The following is a 17,541-nucleotide window of genomic DNA, read 5'->3' as shown; positions in this document are numbered from 1 at the left end:
GACGATTATCAGATCATAAGTGAAGCCTTTTTTCTAGCTAAAATATGGGGTTAGGGCTAAAGATCCTGTCTATGAGCTCAGCATAAAATCAGAGGTGCCAATTAAGATACGGGTAGGCAAAGGCAGTTCGACGCCAAACCGGCTGAACATGGAGGCAAATTGCGGAATCACTTTGGTATTGAGCACTATCATTGCCAGTAAAATCGCACTGAGCACAAAAGACGGGTAACGCATAGCCGATTTTATCCGGCGCCGGGTTTCCAATTCCTGCTCGTAATACTGCGCCAGTTGCAGCAGGGCATCTTCCAGACGACCGGTATTCTCCCCCACATGGATCATCGACACGAACAGCTCGGAAAACACCCTGGGATGCATTTTCATTGCCTGCGACAGTGCACGGCCGTTGGTCAGCTCTACCGTCACGGCATCAATCGTCGATTGCAGCAACGGGTGACTGGTACTCTGCTCCAGCCCTTTCATGGCCCGCAACAGCGGCACACCGGCTTTGGTCAGGCTGTACAACTGGCGACACAGAATCACCATAGATTCCAGCGGCACATTGCGCTGCAACAGGCCGCTGAGAGTCAACGGACTGTCGCTTCGGCCACGGCGGATATCCACAGGAATAATTCCCTGGCGCATCAACTGATCAGCGGCTGCCTCCGCTGTTGGCGCGTCGAGCTTGCCTTTCTTCAGTTGTCCCTGACTGCCCCGTCCCCGGTAATCAAATGTCGGCATCAGCGGGATTCCGTGGACGCCGGTACGGCGTTAAATTCCGGCATCAGGTAATCTCCTTCGCTCAGTTGCAGCACTTCTTCCAGGCTGGTGCGCCCGGCCAGAGCCAGCGCCATAGCGGACTCAATCAGCGGCTGGTAGCCCTCGGAAGCGCGTGCCAGCTGTGCAAACCCCATTGCATCATTGGCGCGCAGTGCATCCATCATTGCCGGGGTCATTTCCAGTAATTCAAACACACCAATCCGGCCTTTATAGCCGGTCAGGTTACAGCTCTGACAGCCTCTGCCCTGCCTGAATGTCTGGTCGGCCGAGGACGGAAAACAGGCCTTCAGCCACTGCAGTTCTGCAGCATCCGGCGTCACCTCATGGCTGCAGTCCTGACAGATCCGGCGTACCAGGCGCTGAGCCAGTACAGCACGGACCGCACTGGCTACCAGATAGCCGGGCGCTGCCATGTCCATCATCCTCAGGGCGCTGTCTACCGCATCATTGGTATGCAGTGTCGACAGCACCAGATGGCCGGTGAGCGCAGAACGCAGACCAATTTCCACGGTTTCCTGATCCCGCATTTCCCCGACCAGAATAATATCCGGATCCTGACGCAGAAAAGTCCGCAGTATGCCGGAAAACGTCAGGCCAATTTTGGTATTCACCTGCACCTGATTCACCCGCGGCAGCCGGTATTCCACCGGATCTTCGGCGGTGATCAGCTTTTTGCCGGGTTTGTTCAGCTCGCTCAGTGCGCCATAAAGGGTGGTCGTTTTACCCGAGCCGGTCGGCCCGGTGACCAAAATCATGCCGTGAGGGCGTTTTAGCTGACGGCGGAAGCGGGCAAGAATATCGGCCGGCATGCCAATCTCATCCAGACTCAAAATACCGGCAGACTGATCCAGCAGACGCATGACGACAGATTCACCGTACTGAACCGGCATGGTAGAGACACGCACATCCACAGAGTGGCCGCGCACCGTCACATTAAAGCGGCCATCCTGCGGCAAACGCTTTTCAGAAATATCCAGTCCGCTCATCAATTTAAGGCGAAGCACCAAAGCCGAAGCGATGGCCGATTCATTCAGCAGGGTTTCATGGAGTACACCATCAATACGCTGACGAATACGCAGTACGCTGGCATCCGGTTCGATATGGATATCCGAGGCACCCACCTGAATAGCATCTTCGAACAGGGAATTGATCAGCTTGACGACTGTCACTTCCTCGTTGTCGTAATTATCGACGCTGAAGCTGAAATCGCTGTTCGCCTGATGCTCGGCATGCAGCTGCTCGGCAAAAGAGGCAATTTCCTTGGTACGGCGATAATAGCGGTCAAACGAGGCTATCAGCTGGTGTTCCGGGGCAATCACCAGTTCCACCCTGAACTGATGCAACTGGTTCAGCACCGCTTCCTGGGCCGCCAGATCGGCCGGATCGCTCATGGCCACACGTACTGTGTCACCCCGGTGGCTGATCACCAGCGCTCTCAGACGACGGGCATGGACTTCCGGCAACAGGCCAACAGCTTCGCTGTCGACCGGCACCCGGTTCAAATCTATCAGTGGGATATCCAGCTGGCGGGACAGGAAGGCCAGCAGTTGCTGCTCGCCCAAAAAGCCCATGCTGATAAGGGTATCACCCAGTTTACGGCCAGTACTGCGTTGCTGATCCAGTGCCAGATCAAGCTGCTCCTGGCGGACTATGCCTTCTTCAACCAGCAGATCGCCCAGACGTTTGCGTAACCTCAGCTGCATCTGTTCAGCCCTCCTGTGTCTTTAATGCGGCAAGACGCTGGCGAATAAACTGTTGTGACTGACCGGAAACCTGTCCCAGTTTCAGCGCCTGCGTGTAGGCCGCGACCGCCTTGGCGTTATCCTGACTGCGGTCAAGGGCAATCCCCAGCCCCAGCCACCAGCGGCCGTCGAAAGGTTCGGTATCCACCAGTTGCTGATAGCTGCTCAGTGCCAGTGGCTGATTATTAAGTTGCTGGGCCAGCGCACCGCGCAAGGCCAGGAACTCACTGGCAGGCTGCGACGGCAGTTCGCTGAGCACATCCAGCGCCACTTCCGGTTGTGACTCCTGGGTCAGCAGCTTGGCCATCGTCAGACGCAAGTCCTGCTGGTTGGGCTGTTTGGCCAGTCCCCGTTGCAGTGTCAGCATCGCACGTCTGACATCTCCGCGACCGTAGTACAGCGCTGACAAACGCTGGCGGGCATCAATCCAGGCGGGCTGATATTCCAATGCCGATTTCAGGTAATTCGTGGCCTTGAGTGTGTCCCCTTCCGCTAAGGCTTTCATGGCCTTATCGTAATCAGTCTGAGCAAGCTGCTCTGGCGACAGGGCAATACTTTCGATAGACAAGCCGGATTCCCCCTCTTGCAATGGTTCAGTCATTGCCGTGGCCGTGCCGGTTGTTTTGCTCTCAGTGTCGCCAGTGATCGCCATAACCGCCGCCGGGGCCGTTTGCGCAGCACGCACAGGGGCGACAGCGCGAGGTACAACCGGTACGGCAGCCGGTTTAACCGCCGGGGCGAGTTCAGGCTGGCTGGCGACCGGCGCAACGGGCACTTTTTTCACAACGGGCAGCACAGTGGCTTTGGCTGGGCTGACCGTTGTGGGTTGGCTGTCAGGCTGCTGGGTAACAGGTGCTGTCTCGCCAGCAGGCCTGGCCTTGGTGTGCAGAAAATTCCCGACCGGATCCGGTCCCTGTTTCAAAACCGCGGAAGGAGATAACTGTTCTGCTTTTACCCGCGTAATCTCAGCCGCTGAACGGCTCTCCTCGCGACTGTGCCCGAACCACCAGCCTGTGGCGCCAGCTGTCCCTGTGATCAGCAATCCGGCGAGCAGCCAGCGTGGCCACAACGCCTTAGGCAAAGGTTTGACCCGGACAGGCTTCAGCTCTGGCGCCTCTTGCGGTGCCTGGTTCTGGCTCAAACTATTGAGCATTTTATTGACTTCACTCATGCTCAGCTCCATCCCCACAACACAGGGTACTGCCAGCGCGGCTGGCGCGCGGTTTGCGTATCTGTGATCGCTGCCTGCACCGCTTTACGGCTGACAATGTCATGACCCGCGCTGCAGGCAACGATCAAGGCTTTATGGCACAACTGGTTCACCAGTCTGGGGATGCCGCCACTGGCGTGCCAGATCTCTTTCTGCCGCGCCAACGGCATTAACCCTGGCTCTCCGCCCGCTTTACTCAGGCGATGCTCGATATAGGACGCAGTCTCCGCCATATCCAACGGCCGCAACACGGCACGAAAGGTAATGCGCTGACGGAACTGGCGCAGCTGCGGGGAAGCCAGTCGCTCATCCAGCTCAGGCTGGCCAAGCAGCACAATATGCAAGAGTTTTTCCTGTTCAGTTTCCAGGTTGCCCAGCAGCCGCAAGGCTTCCAGCGCCTCATCAGGCAGTGCCTGGGCTTCATCTAACAACACCACGACTGTGCGTCCGCCGCGCTTGCGTTCGATCAATGACTGGTGCAGTAATTCAGTCAGTGTCAGGCCGTCACTGTCCGGCTGCAATCCCAGTTCCTTAGCCAGCGCCGCCCGTAGTTCCCGCCCGCTCATGGCCGGCGTCGGCAGATAAGCCAGGTCATACCGGGCAGGCAACTGTCGGACCAGCATCCGGCAAACCAGAGTTTTACCTGTCCCGACTTCCCCCGAAATCTGGATAAATCCTTCCCCCATCGCCAGCGCAGACAGGGTCATTTTGATCGCTTCCAAATGTGACGGCAGTGCATGAAACAGCCCGGTATCCGGCGTTAACCGGAAAGGGAGCTGCTCAAATCCGAAGTGTGACAGATACATGGGTTATCCTTGGTCCGGGAACCATTTCTCAACCAACGCGCGTGAGCGTTCAATTTCCTGCTGCCAGGTCTGATCGCCCACCACTGTGGGTTTAAGCAAAATCACCAGCTCAGTTTTGGTCTGGACTTTATTGATGTTGCGGAACAAGTAGCCAAGGCCGGGAATATCGCCAAGCAGAGGGACTTTTGTCTGCTGATCTTTCAGCGACGATTTCATCAGACCGCCAATCACCACCACATCACCGCTGCTGGCATGAATCACAGAATCAGACTCACGCACTGAGCTTCGTGCCAGCGGCAGGCTGTATGTGCCAAAGGTGTCACCCAGGGCAATTTCCTTCACTTCCTCCGTGACTTCGACCACAGTGGGGTGAACATGGAGCAGGACGCCGCCGTCATCATCAATCTGGGGTGTCACATCAAGAGAGATGCCCGAGAAGAAAGGTGTCAGCACCACTTCCGGCGAGGCCACGCCGCCATCTGTCACTGCTTCCCCGCCATCCACCTCGGTAACGAAATACTGATCGCCGCCGACTTTGATGACAGCTTTCTGGTTATTGGCAGCAGTCACGCGCGGGCTGGACAGCACATTCAGATCGCCCTGCGTCTGCAGAAAACTCAGTACTGCCGAGAAGTTACCATCTGAGATGGTGATATTGGTTTGTCCGCCCAGCAAATTGGCAATCTCGCTGCCACCGGGCAAATTATCTGGCCCGGTACGGCCGAAAATAATGCCGGTACCACCTATGGTTTTGGTAATGTTGCTCCAGTTAATGCCCTGCTGGTAACTGTCGTTGAGGGTCACTTCCATGATCTTGGCCTCCAGCACCACCTGACGCTGAAGACGCTTTTTCGATACGCCGAGAAATTCACGCACTTCGCGCAATTCATTCGGAAATGCTTTCACTGTCAACAGGCTGGCCTGCGGCGACACCACAATACTGCGCCCTTGCCCCGTACCAATCATGGCCTGAACCGCCTTTTGCAGCTGGCCCCAGAAATCACTGTCGGAACGCGTTTCAATCCGGGTGCCGCCCGTGGAGTAAGATGAGCGGTCACCGTTATTGCTGTCGCGGCGGCGGTTGTCGTCATAGTCGTCATTACTGGTATTGCGGCGGTTATCCGACTGATTGTCGATACTGTTATCCGGGCTGCTGATTGAGCCTGTGGTCAAGGATGTCAGAGAGAGGCCACGCCGCTGCAGTTGCAGGTAGTCCACCGGAATCACTTCCGTGCGCAATGTGGCAGGGAACACCTGAATAATGTTGCCCTTGCGCTGGATATCATAGCCGTAAATATCCGACGCAACGTTCAGTACTTCATCTAAAGTCACATCCTGCAGGATCAGCGTAACCCGGCCGCTGACCTCAGGGTGGATCACCATATTAAATGCCGTGCCCCGAACCAGGCTGGAGAAAAAGGCGCGGGCGTCCACAGCCCGGGCATTGACACGAAAGCGCCGCTCGTACGCACGGCTGCTGCCATAGCCGGAACGGCTCAGGCTGGGCATCAGATCAGCGCTGACTGCCGATGGCAAGTCCGTCAGAGGCCGGCTCTGAGCCTCATTTTTAGCCTGATTTAAGGCTTCCTGCACCTCAACCGGTTTATTGTGCCCCATATTTGTAGAGCAGGCCGCCAGCAAGGTTGTTGCCATCACAATTAACAATAAGCGCATGTCAGAATTCACTTTTATTATTCATTGATTGTTATTTCTTCGCTATACAAAGCCAGACGCCATTGCCGGCTACCGCGCTGGAGAATAACAGTCTCTCCGTCGACGGCTTTCAGGGTATAACCACTTATCGCCTCACCCGGCAAAACCACCTGGCTATTTAAAATAACGCTGCACTGGTCCTGTTCCGGACAAACGATGCCTTCCAGTGAAGGTAAGCGCTGTGTCGCTGTTTTCTTTACCGATGGCGCCTGCCACCCCAGCGGGGCAGTCGGATCGCTTTCAGCCAGGGTTGCTGTGCTGAACAAGGCAAGTAACAGCAGAGAAATACATTGTCTAACCACCGATAAAGTCCTTACTTTCGCCCAGCGTGTATACATCCAGCTGTATATCGGAGAGCGGGTATTTATCTACCTGATAATCCAGGCTTCGCCAATAATATTTCACCGGCAGCGCTTCCAGCTGCTGCAAATAATTCACCAAATCAAAGTAACGGCCACGCAGAGTCAGCCGGACAGGGTGAATGTAATAACCGGCATCCTCACCGTTTATCAGCTGAGCTGGCGGCAGAGATTCCAGCGACACCAGCGTCAGACGTTGGGAGCGCTGCAGCACCTGGTCCATCAAAGCCGCCATCTGGACCGGGGTTACCAGACTGGCAACACGTTCTTTGAGCTCTGTGTCCAGCCGGGCGTTACTGTCTTGCAACTGGCGGATTTGTTCATCCAACACCTTATCGGGATCACTGTTCAGCTGCCGCTGAATCCGAATCAGATCACCGTCGTTTTTGATAATGCTGGCCTGTACCGATTGCTGTTGCCTTACCACCGATGTCAGGGATTGCTGGATGGGTTCCAGTAAAAACTGATAACCGGCCAGAATCAGCATCAACCAGCCCGTTACCGCCACCAGCCACTGCTCGCGCCGGTTAAGCTGCTCAAACCGGGTAACAAGAGATGCCCAGGCGCTCATTGTTTTGCCTCTGTTTTGCGTTGCGCATGCAACATAAAGGTCACTCTGTTTTCTTCATTTCTGCCTAGAGACATGACTTCAAAGCGGCGATCGGCCAACTGGGGAAATTGCGCAAAACTCTGCAGCCAGCCGGGTACTGCATTGGGGTGCCTGGCCACGCCTTCCAGATCCAGTTGCTGGCCCTGTACGTGAATGCGGCTCACTGAGATATCCTGGCTGGCAGCCTGCGCCAGCTGCTGCAACATAGTGGCATAGCCAGCTTGCAGGCTGTTATCGTGCATGGCAATTGCCCTGAGCGTGGCTTGTTTGGCCGCGAGATGCTGTTCCAGCTCGCCGCTCAGTTTGACTTTTAATTCACTCGGCAGATGACGGGCCAGCGCGGCTTTGGCGTTATCCAGTTCAGTCTGTTTTTGCGTCAGCTGGGTTTGCTGCTGTGCCAGTAATTGTGTGGCCCTGTACTCCTGCCAGCTTTGCCATCCCGCCAGCGATCCGATCACCACTGCACCCGCCGCCCAGCCAGCCACTAAATTAGGCAAGGTGAGCCAGTTAGATTGTGGTTTCAGACTGTCGCTGTACAGATTGAGCAACGGCTGCTGCAGCTGAACGGCCCAGGCGACACGGGTATCAAAATCAGTCAGCTCGGCGGGTGCCCCACTGACTGTCGCGACCGGCACATTGAGCCGCTGCCGCAATGCGTCAGCCAACTGCTCATTATCATCGCTGTCACAACTGACCAGCACCTGGGCAATAGGTGCATCACGCAGCTGGGCACTCAGGAAGTCAAGGGAGCGCTGCAGTTCAAGCGCCAGCCCGTCTATCTGCAGATTAGCCTGCTCCAGACCCATCAGAGGCTGAGAAAAACCGCGCAGCTGGCGCTGAAAACACATCACCTGCTGTTTGAAAGCGGTCAGGTGCAGACCGGAATGCTGACGGGAATGAAGGAACAGCTGGCTCTGTTTTTCAGCCGTCATCTGACCCAGCACCACTTCATCCACAGTAATCAGTTCAGGCTCACAGCCATTCGCCAGGCACGCCAGCACCAGTTGCTGAACCAGGGAACGCTGCGCCACCAGCACTTGCAGTCTGTCTTTTATTGGCTCTTCAAACCCATCCGCCACCAGGTTAGCGGGAGGTTCAGTCACCAGATCTTTGACCAGAAACGGTAAGGCACTGGCCAGTTCATGGCGGGGTAAGGCAGGTTTATCAATGATCAGGCTTTGATATAAGCCATGGCCAAGTACGAAGCGAATTCTGCAGCCGTTTAAATGGTGTGTATTGATCAATTGCGTGATGGAAGACGTCCAGCTTTCACGTGAAGCCACTTCCACACTGTCACTGATCCAGTCATTCCCGTCTTCTGTAAGACAGACGAGTGTCAGTTTCCCTTCGAACACAGCAAAACTGGCCACTTTACTGACAGTTTTCCGACTTAGGAGCTTTTTCATCAGCATGGTAATAACCCGTTTTACTTTTCGTTCGTTTTTAACCCGCGGCTACATTCTTTAAAAACATGCTATTGACTATTATTGTCAATAATTTGACCCATGATACTGACAGGAATTTATGGTGTATAGAGAAAATCCTGTAAAAAATGTAAGGTTTCCACTTAGATAACATTATCTGCGATTTTTGGTACTAATTTGACTCACACTCATCTCCGGGGCAAAAAAGCGCCCCTGCCCGCCATTAATACCCAATTGCTGCAGCACCTGCCACTCCCTGTCATTTTCGACGCCAACAGCAATCACCTCGACACCGGAATTGGCACAGGCGCCCAGCATACTCCGGACAAATAACTGATTTTCCTGCCGCTGATCTATTTCACGAATCAGGCTTCTGTGCAGCTTGATATACTGGACGTTGACATCCTTGATATAGTGGGTGCTGACTATGGTTCTCCCGGCCTGATCCACACCCAGCCGGCAGCCGAGGCCCGTTACCATTTTGAGAAAGGTACGCACAGCATCAATATGGCGTGACAGGTTCCGCTCCGGGACTTCAATACTCAGCCGTTTCAGTACCGGCCTGGGTGTTTGCAGCAGTTCATCCCGGAACCAGCGGATAAATCCTTTATCCAGCAGAGATTCGACACTGACGTTAATCGCAAAATTATCCAGCGTCGGGCCATTTTTGAGCAGATCCAGCGCCTGACTGATGACCTGTTTATCCATACGCACATTGAATCCCACCAGCTCAACCGCAGGCAGAAAACGGGAAGCTTTGATCATCACACCGTTTTCGTCATTGATCCTCGCCAATAATTCACGGTGCAGCGGTATTTTCTCCCCAGAGAGATAGGCGGGCTGCTGATACAGAGCCGGGCCGCCCTGACTCAAGACAGCATCCAGCAGCGTCCGCCAGCGCACACTGCCCCGGGTATCCTCTCCCAGTACATCTTTCTGGAAGGCATACCAGCTGTTCGTGCCCTGTAATTGCGCACTGCGCAGCGCCATGTCAGCCTCATCCATAATGCGGCCACGCCGCTCGCCGCTGGCAAAATAGGTCATACCAATATGGCACCAGTTCTCGCGCTGCAATGGCACGGAAGGTGTCAGCCGCTCCAGCCCTTTCAGCAGCTGATTCACAAACTGATTGACCTCCTTGCTGGGCTGTTGCAGCAGCATGATGGCAAATTCGGCGTCAAAATAGCGAGACAGTACGCTGTCCGGATAGCGCTGGACCATATTCGACAGCACCATGCCGACATCCTGAATCAATTCATCGGCCACAATCTTGCCCTTTGCCAGCAGCAATTCTTCCCAGTCAGCGATACGAATCAAAATAACAGCACCATGGTTATCCTGATCCTGAACCACAGATTGCAGACGGCTGTCGAACAATACCCGATTGGCCGAGCCCGTCAGTTGATCCAGGAAGGTGTGGGTACGAATGAAGGTATCAAAGCGGCTGCGCTCCTGTCTGGCATCTTTCAGCTCAGAGATTAGCTTGTCCAATGCCAGACTTGCCGTTTCCGGCCATTCCAGATCGGCGCCTTTGGCAAAAGCATCCAGCTTACCGGCCAGCAGCATTCTCCCCCGCTCTTCGAGAAGCTCTGAGCCCTGCAACTGCCGCTTAAGCCAGTTTACGCCCCATATCAGGCCGGCAATAATGATCATGATCGCCAGGCTGATAGAAGACATCGCCCCCAGCGAATAGGTTAATTCGGTATAAGGCGGCACTGACTGGATACTGACAGAGTAACCGGGGTTCAGGGTCAGCGGATATTCAGTATGATAAAGAATATTGGGATCATCGATTTTCTGTAATCCCTGAAATTGGTAGACAGAGCCGGTATCGTTGCTGACGTCCAACGCCACCACGTTACTGGCTTTGAGTAACTTCGGCAGCCAGCGGGCCAGAGACTGTGAACCCTGAGGATCGGCCATTTCCTGGTCGATCGCTTCTACCACGCCGCCCAGATAATGATGCAGATAATCCTGCCCGAGTTGACGAAAACTGACAGCACCGCCAATGAAAATGACAAACATGGCGCAAATGACAATTAGGGTCACGAAAGCAACCAGTCTATTGGTCAGCTTCATCCCTGAGGCTTTTCTCATGCAAGGTCCAACTTTATCTGAAAAACAATTCCAAACCGCCTGGCTCTGTGGTCAACTCTGATACAGACAACAATACAAACCAAAACGCCTGTTTATACTGGAAAATACCATCGGCTCTCAAACACTGCAGTGCTCAGACCGACACTTTCCTTACTTGGCTCACCGCCCAGGCAGCATGCACCCCACAAAGCGGAGAGATATGGACTGGATCACCTGCACCAAAAGTTTTGTCGCCGTGGTTGAGCAGGGCTCACTGGCTCAGGCCGCAAGCGCTCTCAACACCTCAAGTTCAGCCTTGTCCAAGCGGCTGTCATGGTTAGAAAAACAGCTTGGTGTTCAGCTTCTTAAACGCACGACACGTAACCTGACAGTCACAGACGCCGGCAAGGTGTTTTATCGGCGCAGTGTCCATTTACTTGATGACTGGCACCAGATACTGGCTGAAACCACCTCCACCTACGGCGAAGTTCAGGGTGTGCTGCGCATCGGCGCCCCGCTGGCGACAGGCAGCCGGGTACTGGTTCATTATCTGGCCGAGTTTTTACAGACCTATCCCAATATTCAGGTAGAGCTGCACACTGTGACTCCGGGCCAGTTGCCGGATCTCAACCTGGATGTTTTTATCAGCCGCGAACTGACTGATTTTAATTCCACCAGTTATATTGCCACCAAACTCTTTAGTTTTCAGGCTGGCTTCTATGCCTCACCCAGTTACCTGGAAGACAGGCCCGCCATCGAAACCCCGGAGCAACTGGCGCTGCATAACTGCCTGTTATTCGGCAGTCATGGCCATGAGCAAGAGCATGTCTTTGAAAGTAACCGTCGCCTGCGTTTGCGGGGCAATTTTACCACCCAGAACCCGGAAGCCCTGGTCGCCGCTGCGGTAGCTGGAATGGGGTTAATTCTGGTAGGTGAGAATACGGTAAAACGCGAGCTCAGCAATGGTTTGCTGATCCCTGTCTTACCTGATCTGAAACAGCCGTTAAATGCTGCCTACGCCTACTACCCTAAGCTCAACTACAACCATACCAAAACCAAGCTGTTTATTGATTTTATTAAACAAAAAGCCTCACCCGGACACACGCATCAGTCAGCCAATCCCCACTCTCTGTGATCAGCATCGTGCGGTGACTGGGTATCAGGCAATAAAAAAGCAGCGTTGAACGCTGCTTTTTTAACAACCGTCTGGAAAGGATCAGAACGGAATATCGTCGTCAAAATCCATTGGCGGCTCATTGTACTGAGGCTGCGGTTGCTTAGACGCAGGCTGCTGCTGAGGCGCATAGTTTTGCTGTTGCTGTTGCTGTTGCTGTTGAGCCGGTTGCTGAGGTTGTCCCCAACCGCCCTGCTGCTGCTGGCCGCCCATTGGCGCGCCCTGACCGCCACCCTGACGACCACCCAGCATTTGCATCACACCGTTGAAGCCTTGAACAACCACTTCGGTCGTGAAGCGGTCCTGACCGCTTTGATCCTGCCACTTACGGGTTTGCAACTGACCTTCAATGTAAACCTGAGACCCTTTACGCAAGTACTCACCAGCCACTTCAGCCAGCTTGCCGAACAACGCAACACGGTGCCATTCTGTTTTTTCACGCTGTTCACCGGTGGCTTTATCACGCCAGCTTTCAGAAGTCGCGATGGTGATATTTGCGACTGCACCGCCGTTCGGCATATAACGGATTTCAGGATCTTGTCCTAAGTTACCCACCAGGATCACTTTATTTACGCCACGACTGGCCATAGTTCACTCCAGGTTTTCGCTGTTGAGGCTGCCAATCCTGACACCCTTCGCTCATTCAAAGTTTATACTTAATCGCCGAGTTTAACATGGGCTGCCCTCCGAGTCATAGGGCTACGTCATGCTTCCCATGTCTTGATCGGACGCATAAAAGACGATCAAAGCACTGTGTTTTTGTACAGTCAAGTCTTTTAAGCCCCTCAGGGCTATGCAATAATGCCAATCCTATTTATTCAAGCGCTGATGACTGCAACTATGGATAAGATCGAAGTCAGGGGTGCGCGCACCCACAACCTTAAAAACATTAACCTGACTATCCCCCGGGATAAGCTGATTGTTATCACAGGTTTATCAGGTTCCGGTAAGTCTTCTCTGGCATTCGACACCCTGTATGCCGAAGGTCAGCGCCGTTACGTCGAATCACTGTCGGCCTACGCCCGCCAGTTTCTGTCGCTGATGGAAAAACCGGACGTCGACCATATTGAAGGCCTGTCGCCTGCCATCTCGATTGAACAAAAATCGACCTCACACAACCCGCGTTCGACGGTCGGTACTATTACCGAAATCTATGACTACCTGCGCTTGCTGTATGCCCGTGTCGGCGAACCACGCTGCCCGACTCACGATGTGCCCCTCGCCGCGCAAACCGTCAGCCAGATGGTCGACAAAGTGCTGACACTGCCGGAAGGCAGCAAGCTGATGCTGCTGGCTCCTATCGTCAAGGAGCGTAAGGGCGAGCACCTGAAAACCTTAGCCAACCTGTCGGCGCAAGGCTATATCCGGGCCCGGATAGACGGTGAAGTCTGCGATCTGTCCGATCCGCCGACGCTGGAATTACACAAAAAGCACACCATAGAAGTGGTGGTGGATCGCTTTAAAGTGCGTAATGATCTTCAGCAGCGGCTGGCTGAATCGTTTGAAACCGCGCTGGATCTGTCAGGCGGCACAGTGGTCGTCAGCGCCATGGATGACGATAACATGGCCGAACTGATTTTCTCGGCCAACTTCGCCTGCCCGCATTGCGGCTACAGCATGCGTGAGCTGGAACCGCGCCTGTTTTCCTTCAATAACCCGGCCGGTGCCTGCGGCACATGCGACGGACTGGGGGTACAACAGTATTTCGATCCGTCCCGCGTGATTCAGAACAGTGAACTCAGCTTGTCCGGCGGTGCCATCCGGGGCTGGGACAAACGCAATTACTACTACTTTCAGATGCTGACTTCACTGGCTGAACATTACGATTTTGATGTTGAATCACCGTTCAGCAGTCTGCCGAAGAAAGTACAAAACGTATTGCTGCAGGGCTCAGGCACCACAAATATTGAGTTTAAATACATTAATGATCGCGGCGATGTGACAGTTCGCCGTCACCCGTTTGAAGGCATTCTGAATAACATGGAACGCCGCTACCGGGAAACCGAGTCCAATGCTGTACGCGAAGATCTGGTGAAGTATATCTCCACCAAGCCTTGTGCCAGCTGTCACGGTTCGCGTCTGCGTGAAGAAGCACGTCATGTCTTTATCGACAGTACCAACCTGCCGGCCATCAGTGAAATGAGCATCAGCCAGGCGCTGACCTTCTTTTCCGAGCTGACACTGGAAGGACAGCGTGCGCAGATTGCCGATAAAATCCTCAAAGAAATCAATGACAGGCTGACCTTCCTGGTCAATGTGGGCCTCAACTATCTCAACCTGTCTCGCAGTGCAGAAACATTGTCGGGCGGTGAAGCTCAGCGCATCCGCCTGGCCAGCCAGATTGGCGCTGGACTGGTCGGCGTTATGTATGTGCTCGATGAGCCTTCCATCGGCCTCCACCAGCGTGATAACGAACGCCTGCTGAGCACCCTGACCCGGCTGCGCGATCTGGGTAACACCGTACTGGTGGTCGAACACGACGAAGATGCGATCCGCAGTGCGGATTACATCATAGATATCGGCCCGGGCGCCGGTGTTCACGGCGGGCAGATCATCGCCGAAGGCACCATGGAAGATATTCTGAATTCGGAAGATTCCCTGACCGGCCAATACCTGAGCGGCAAAAAACAAATTGAAGTGCCTGTTGAACGTGTTCCTGTCGATCCGGCAAAAACGGTTCAGCTAACAGGCGCCACGGGCAATAACCTGAAAACAGTCGATGTGTCGATTCCGGTTGGTTTGCTGACTTGTGTGACCGGGGTATCCGGCTCAGGCAAGTCAACCCTGATCAACGATACTTTCTTCAAGATTGCTCACCATAGACTCAATGGGGCCACTACAGGCGAGCCGTCCCCTTATGACGATATTCAGGGGCTGGAGCACTTCGATAAAGTCATCGACATCGATCAGAGCCCGATAGGCCGAACGCCGCGTTCCAACCCGGCGACGTACACAGGCATTTTCACCCCCATCAGGGAGCTGTTCTCGGGCACTCAGGAGTCTCGCTCACGGGGCTATAAACCAGGCCGCTTCAGCTTCAACGTCAAAGGCGGCCGCTGTGAAGCCTGTCAGGGCGATGGGGTGATCAAAGTTGAAATGCACTTCCTGCCCGATGTTTACGTGCCCTGTGATAACTGTAAGGGTAAACGCTACAATCGTGAGACTCTGGAAGTGAAATACAAAGGCCAGTCAATTGATGAAGTGCTGGAAATGACAGTGGAAGATGCGCGGGTATTTTTTGATCCTGTACCAGCCATTGCCCGAAAACTGCAAACCCTGATGGATGTCGGACTATCCTATATCCGCCTGGGACAAGCAGCGACCACGCTGTCTGGCGGCGAAGCGCAGCGGGTGAAACTGGCACGCGAGCTGTCCAAACGCGATACAGGTAAAACCCTGTATATTCTCGATGAACCGACAACGGGCTTGCACTTCCATGATATCCAGCAGTTGCTGAGTGTACTGCACCGACTGCGTGATCACGGCAATACCATAGTGGTGATTGAGCATAACCTGGACGTCATTAAAACCGCAGATTGGATCATTGATCTGGGGCCGGAAGGCGGCAGCGGTGGCGGTGAGATCATTGCGACAGGCACACCGGAACAGGTTGCCGAAGTCGCCGGTTCGCATACGGCCCGCTTCCTAAAACCCCTGCTGCCCGCATTAACGGCAAAGCAGCAGGCATAATTACACTCATGCACTCTGTCAGGCTGAATTCAGCCTGACTTTTTGTCTATTTGCCGAGGGACCGGACACCGTGACCGTCATTCAATTAAGGGGCACCAGACTGGCCGCTGCCACCATCAGTAAACCACTGACGCGACCTTTTATTCTGGCGCTGACTTTTCTGTTTCTGCTGTCGATGCATTATTTTCAGCATAATCAGGGAGGAGCCGGACTGGAACTACCCTTTAATGTCAGTAGCTGGATTCCCTTCAGCTTTGCCATTGCTATTGGCCTGCTGGAGATCAGCCGACAGAAAGTATTGCGTTATTCACGCCTGACGCTGGTTCTCTTATGTTGCTGCGTCACGCTGTCTGTCCCCATGTTCTTCCCGGAAGCGCGACCAGAAGTCGCCGTCAACCGAGTCATTACCCTTTGGGCTGGCTGGTTGTTCTTCGTGGCACTGCAGCAGTTTGCTTTCAGCCAGAAACAGCGTCAGCAAATACTCTGGCTGATCTTAAAAGCGGTCTGGCTGCAAGCCGCGCTGGCCTGGTATCAGTTTCTGTGGATCTCACCGGAAAATAGCATTGGCTATAACACAGATCTCAACCGACCCTACGGTATTTTTCAGCAACCTAACGTGATGGCCAGCTTCCTGGCCACCGGGCTGATCCTCTCAGCTTACCTGCTGGCACGGCAGCCTATGGTTCAGGGCCGCTGGACCCTCTCCCATCTCGGCCTCCAATTAACACCTGTCGCTGTGATCCCCATGCTGTATGTGCTCAGCTCGCGAACCGGCTGGATTGCCAGTGTGGTGGGGATGTTACTTATCCTGCCTTACCTGATGCAGTTTGCAGCCAGAATACAGTGGCGAATGTGGCTGATGATGGTGGTCATGGGATTAAGCGTGACCTGGAACCTGACCAGCAGCCTGAACTGGAGCCCGCAACCGGGCAGAGTGTCGCTGGAAAGTGCCCGCTCAGTCATCTACCCGCAAGCGCTGGACATGTTCCTGCACTCACCGGCCACGGGCGTCGGCTATGGTAATTTTGAACCCACTTATCTGATGCAGACAGCGCAAGCGCATCAGGCCGATCCTGAAACGCCCCATGGGTTACCCGGGCTGGATCATCCCCATAACGAGTTACTTTTCTGGGCCAGTGAAGGGGGTATTTTACCTGTACTGGCACTGCTGATTGCGGCAGCGGCGGTGCTGGCTAAAATTCGCCGCGCACCGGCCAACACTCAGCTGGCTCTGGTCGCGCTCCTGTTTCCAATAACACTACATACCCAGCTTGAATACCCCTTTTACCACTCCCTGATCCACTGGATTATTTTTGTGTTTCTGATCTATTGGGTTGATGCCCTGAGTGCGAAATACTTCAAACAAACACTGCGATTTTATAAGCCCTTCAGAATCAGCGCCATGCTTTTGCCTGTTGTCGTCAGCCTCTTTATGGCCACCACCTTATATTCAGGCGCCATGCTGACCCGCTTTGAATCATCCACGCCACCCGATTTAACCGCCCTGGATAAGGTCAATAACACCTGGGCCTGGCGCAACCGGTTTGAATGGGATCTTTATCAGACCCAGTTGAAAATGGGCATTCAGCAGGATAATCCTGCGTTGCTGACAAGCTTTATCCATTGGGCTGACCATAAAGCCAAAGAGCTGCCAAGGCCCATTCTGTATCAGTTTCTGATCAAAGCTCATCAGGCATTGGCAAACACTTATCAAGCTGAACAGGTTCGCGAAGAGGCCCGGTATCTTTTCCCGGGTATGGATTTCAGCGATGAAGCGTTACCGCAGTTTTCCAAGCCAAAAACCGTAACCCCCTCGCCGCAGATAGCACAGGCTGAAGGGCAAGCAGACAAAGACTGAAAACAAGAACTGAAGACTTCCCCAAAAAAAAAGGTTCATCTCGGATTAGCGGGAAACAGATACGAAAAACGGTTGGATAAGTTATCGTGTAATCGCCAAACA

At 54.0% G+C, this 17,541-nt stretch carries 12 protein-coding genes and 1 pseudogene; 3 read left to right on the top strand and 10 right to left on the bottom strand.

The features are described from left to right. Positions 1–75 precede the first annotated feature (75 nt). The 9 genes and pseudogenes from Q4491_RS20985 to csrD form a co-directional block, all read right to left on the bottom strand. A pseudogene (locus tag Q4491_RS20985) lies at positions 76–738 on the bottom strand (type II secretion system F family protein); the annotation flags it as partial. Then, on the bottom strand, positions 738–2,480 hold the full coding sequence (locus Q4491_RS20980; RefSeq protein ID WP_218384369.1) for a GspE/PulE family protein: 1,743 nt from the start codon (positions 2,478–2,480) through the stop codon (positions 738–740). The gene Q4491_RS20980 and the pseudogene Q4491_RS20985, both read right to left, overlap by 1 nt. Positions 2,481–2,484: 4 nt before the next feature. Continuing rightward, positions 2,485–3,690, bottom strand: coding sequence for a lipopolysaccharide assembly protein LapB (locus Q4491_RS20975; protein ID WP_218384372.1), 1,206 nt, complete (start codon positions 3,688–3,690; stop codon positions 2,485–2,487). Between the two features lie 2 nt (positions 3,691–3,692). After that, positions 3,693–4,535 carry an ExeA family protein gene (locus tag Q4491_RS20970; protein WP_218384374.1) on the bottom strand — a complete coding sequence of 281 codons (843 nt, stop codon included), beginning with the start codon at positions 4,533–4,535 and terminating at the stop codon, positions 3,693–3,695. 3 nt (positions 4,536–4,538) lie between these two features. Further along, entirely contained in the window at positions 4,539–6,209 is a 1,671-nt protein-coding gene (gene mshL / locus Q4491_RS20965) for a pilus (MSHA type) biogenesis protein MshL (RefSeq protein ID WP_303460637.1), read from the bottom strand. A gap of 17 nt (positions 6,210–6,226) precedes the next feature. After that, positions 6,227–6,550: an MSHA biogenesis protein MshK gene (locus Q4491_RS20960; protein WP_218384375.1), complete on the bottom strand. Its 324-nt coding sequence runs from the start codon at positions 6,548–6,550 to the stop codon at positions 6,227–6,229. After that, positions 6,543–7,178, bottom strand: coding sequence for a type II secretion system protein GspM (gspM, locus tag Q4491_RS20955; RefSeq protein ID WP_218384376.1), 636 nt, complete (start codon positions 7,176–7,178; stop codon positions 6,543–6,545). Before gspM ends, Q4491_RS20960 begins: the two co-directional genes overlap by 8 nt. Next, positions 7,175–8,623, bottom strand: a complete 1,449-nt coding sequence (locus Q4491_RS20950) for a PilN domain-containing protein (protein WP_303460633.1) — start codon at positions 8,621–8,623, stop codon at positions 7,175–7,177. Before Q4491_RS20950 ends, gspM begins: the two co-directional genes overlap by 4 nt. Positions 8,624–8,794: 171 nt before the next feature. After that, positions 8,795–10,738, bottom strand: a complete 1,944-nt coding sequence (gene csrD, locus Q4491_RS20945; protein ID WP_237794597.1) for an RNase E specificity factor CsrD — start codon at positions 10,736–10,738, stop codon at positions 8,795–8,797. A 199-nt stretch (positions 10,739–10,937) separates the two neighbouring features. Here csrD and Q4491_RS20940 point away from each other — a divergent pair, with 199 nt between their 5' ends. After that, positions 10,938–11,852, top strand: coding sequence for a LysR family transcriptional regulator (locus Q4491_RS20940; RefSeq protein ID WP_192015877.1), 915 nt, complete (start codon positions 10,938–10,940; stop codon positions 11,850–11,852). 81 nt (positions 11,853–11,933) lie between these two features. On the opposite strand, the gene Q4491_RS20935 is transcribed toward Q4491_RS20940, so the two are convergent. After that, on the bottom strand, positions 11,934–12,479 hold the full coding sequence (locus Q4491_RS20935; protein ID WP_192015878.1) for a single-stranded DNA-binding protein: 546 nt from the start codon (positions 12,477–12,479) through the stop codon (positions 11,934–11,936). A gap of 252 nt (positions 12,480–12,731) precedes the next feature. On the opposite strand from Q4491_RS20935, the gene uvrA reads away from it, so the two are divergent. Both uvrA and Q4491_RS20925 read left to right on the top strand, forming a co-directional pair. After that, the gene (gene uvrA, locus Q4491_RS20930) at positions 12,732–15,581 is read left to right on the top strand and encodes an excinuclease ABC subunit UvrA (RefSeq protein WP_218384382.1); all 2,850 of its coding nucleotides are present in this window, start codon (positions 12,732–12,734) and stop codon (positions 15,579–15,581) included. A gap of 70 nt (positions 15,582–15,651) precedes the next feature. Next, positions 15,652–17,439 (top strand): PglL family O-oligosaccharyltransferase, encoded by a 1,788-nt coding sequence (locus Q4491_RS20925; RefSeq protein WP_303460628.1) that lies wholly within the window; start codon positions 15,652–15,654, stop codon positions 17,437–17,439. Positions 17,440–17,541 lie beyond the last annotated feature (102 nt).

Origin of the sequence: Photobacterium sp. 2_MG-2023 (genome assembly GCF_030547675.1) — a bacterium.
Taxonomy (GTDB): domain Bacteria; phylum Pseudomonadota; class Gammaproteobacteria; order Enterobacterales; family Vibrionaceae; genus Photobacterium; species Photobacterium arenosum.
The sequence above is the reverse complement of the archived record's forward strand: the minus strand, read 5'-3'. Positions and strand labels throughout refer to the sequence as shown.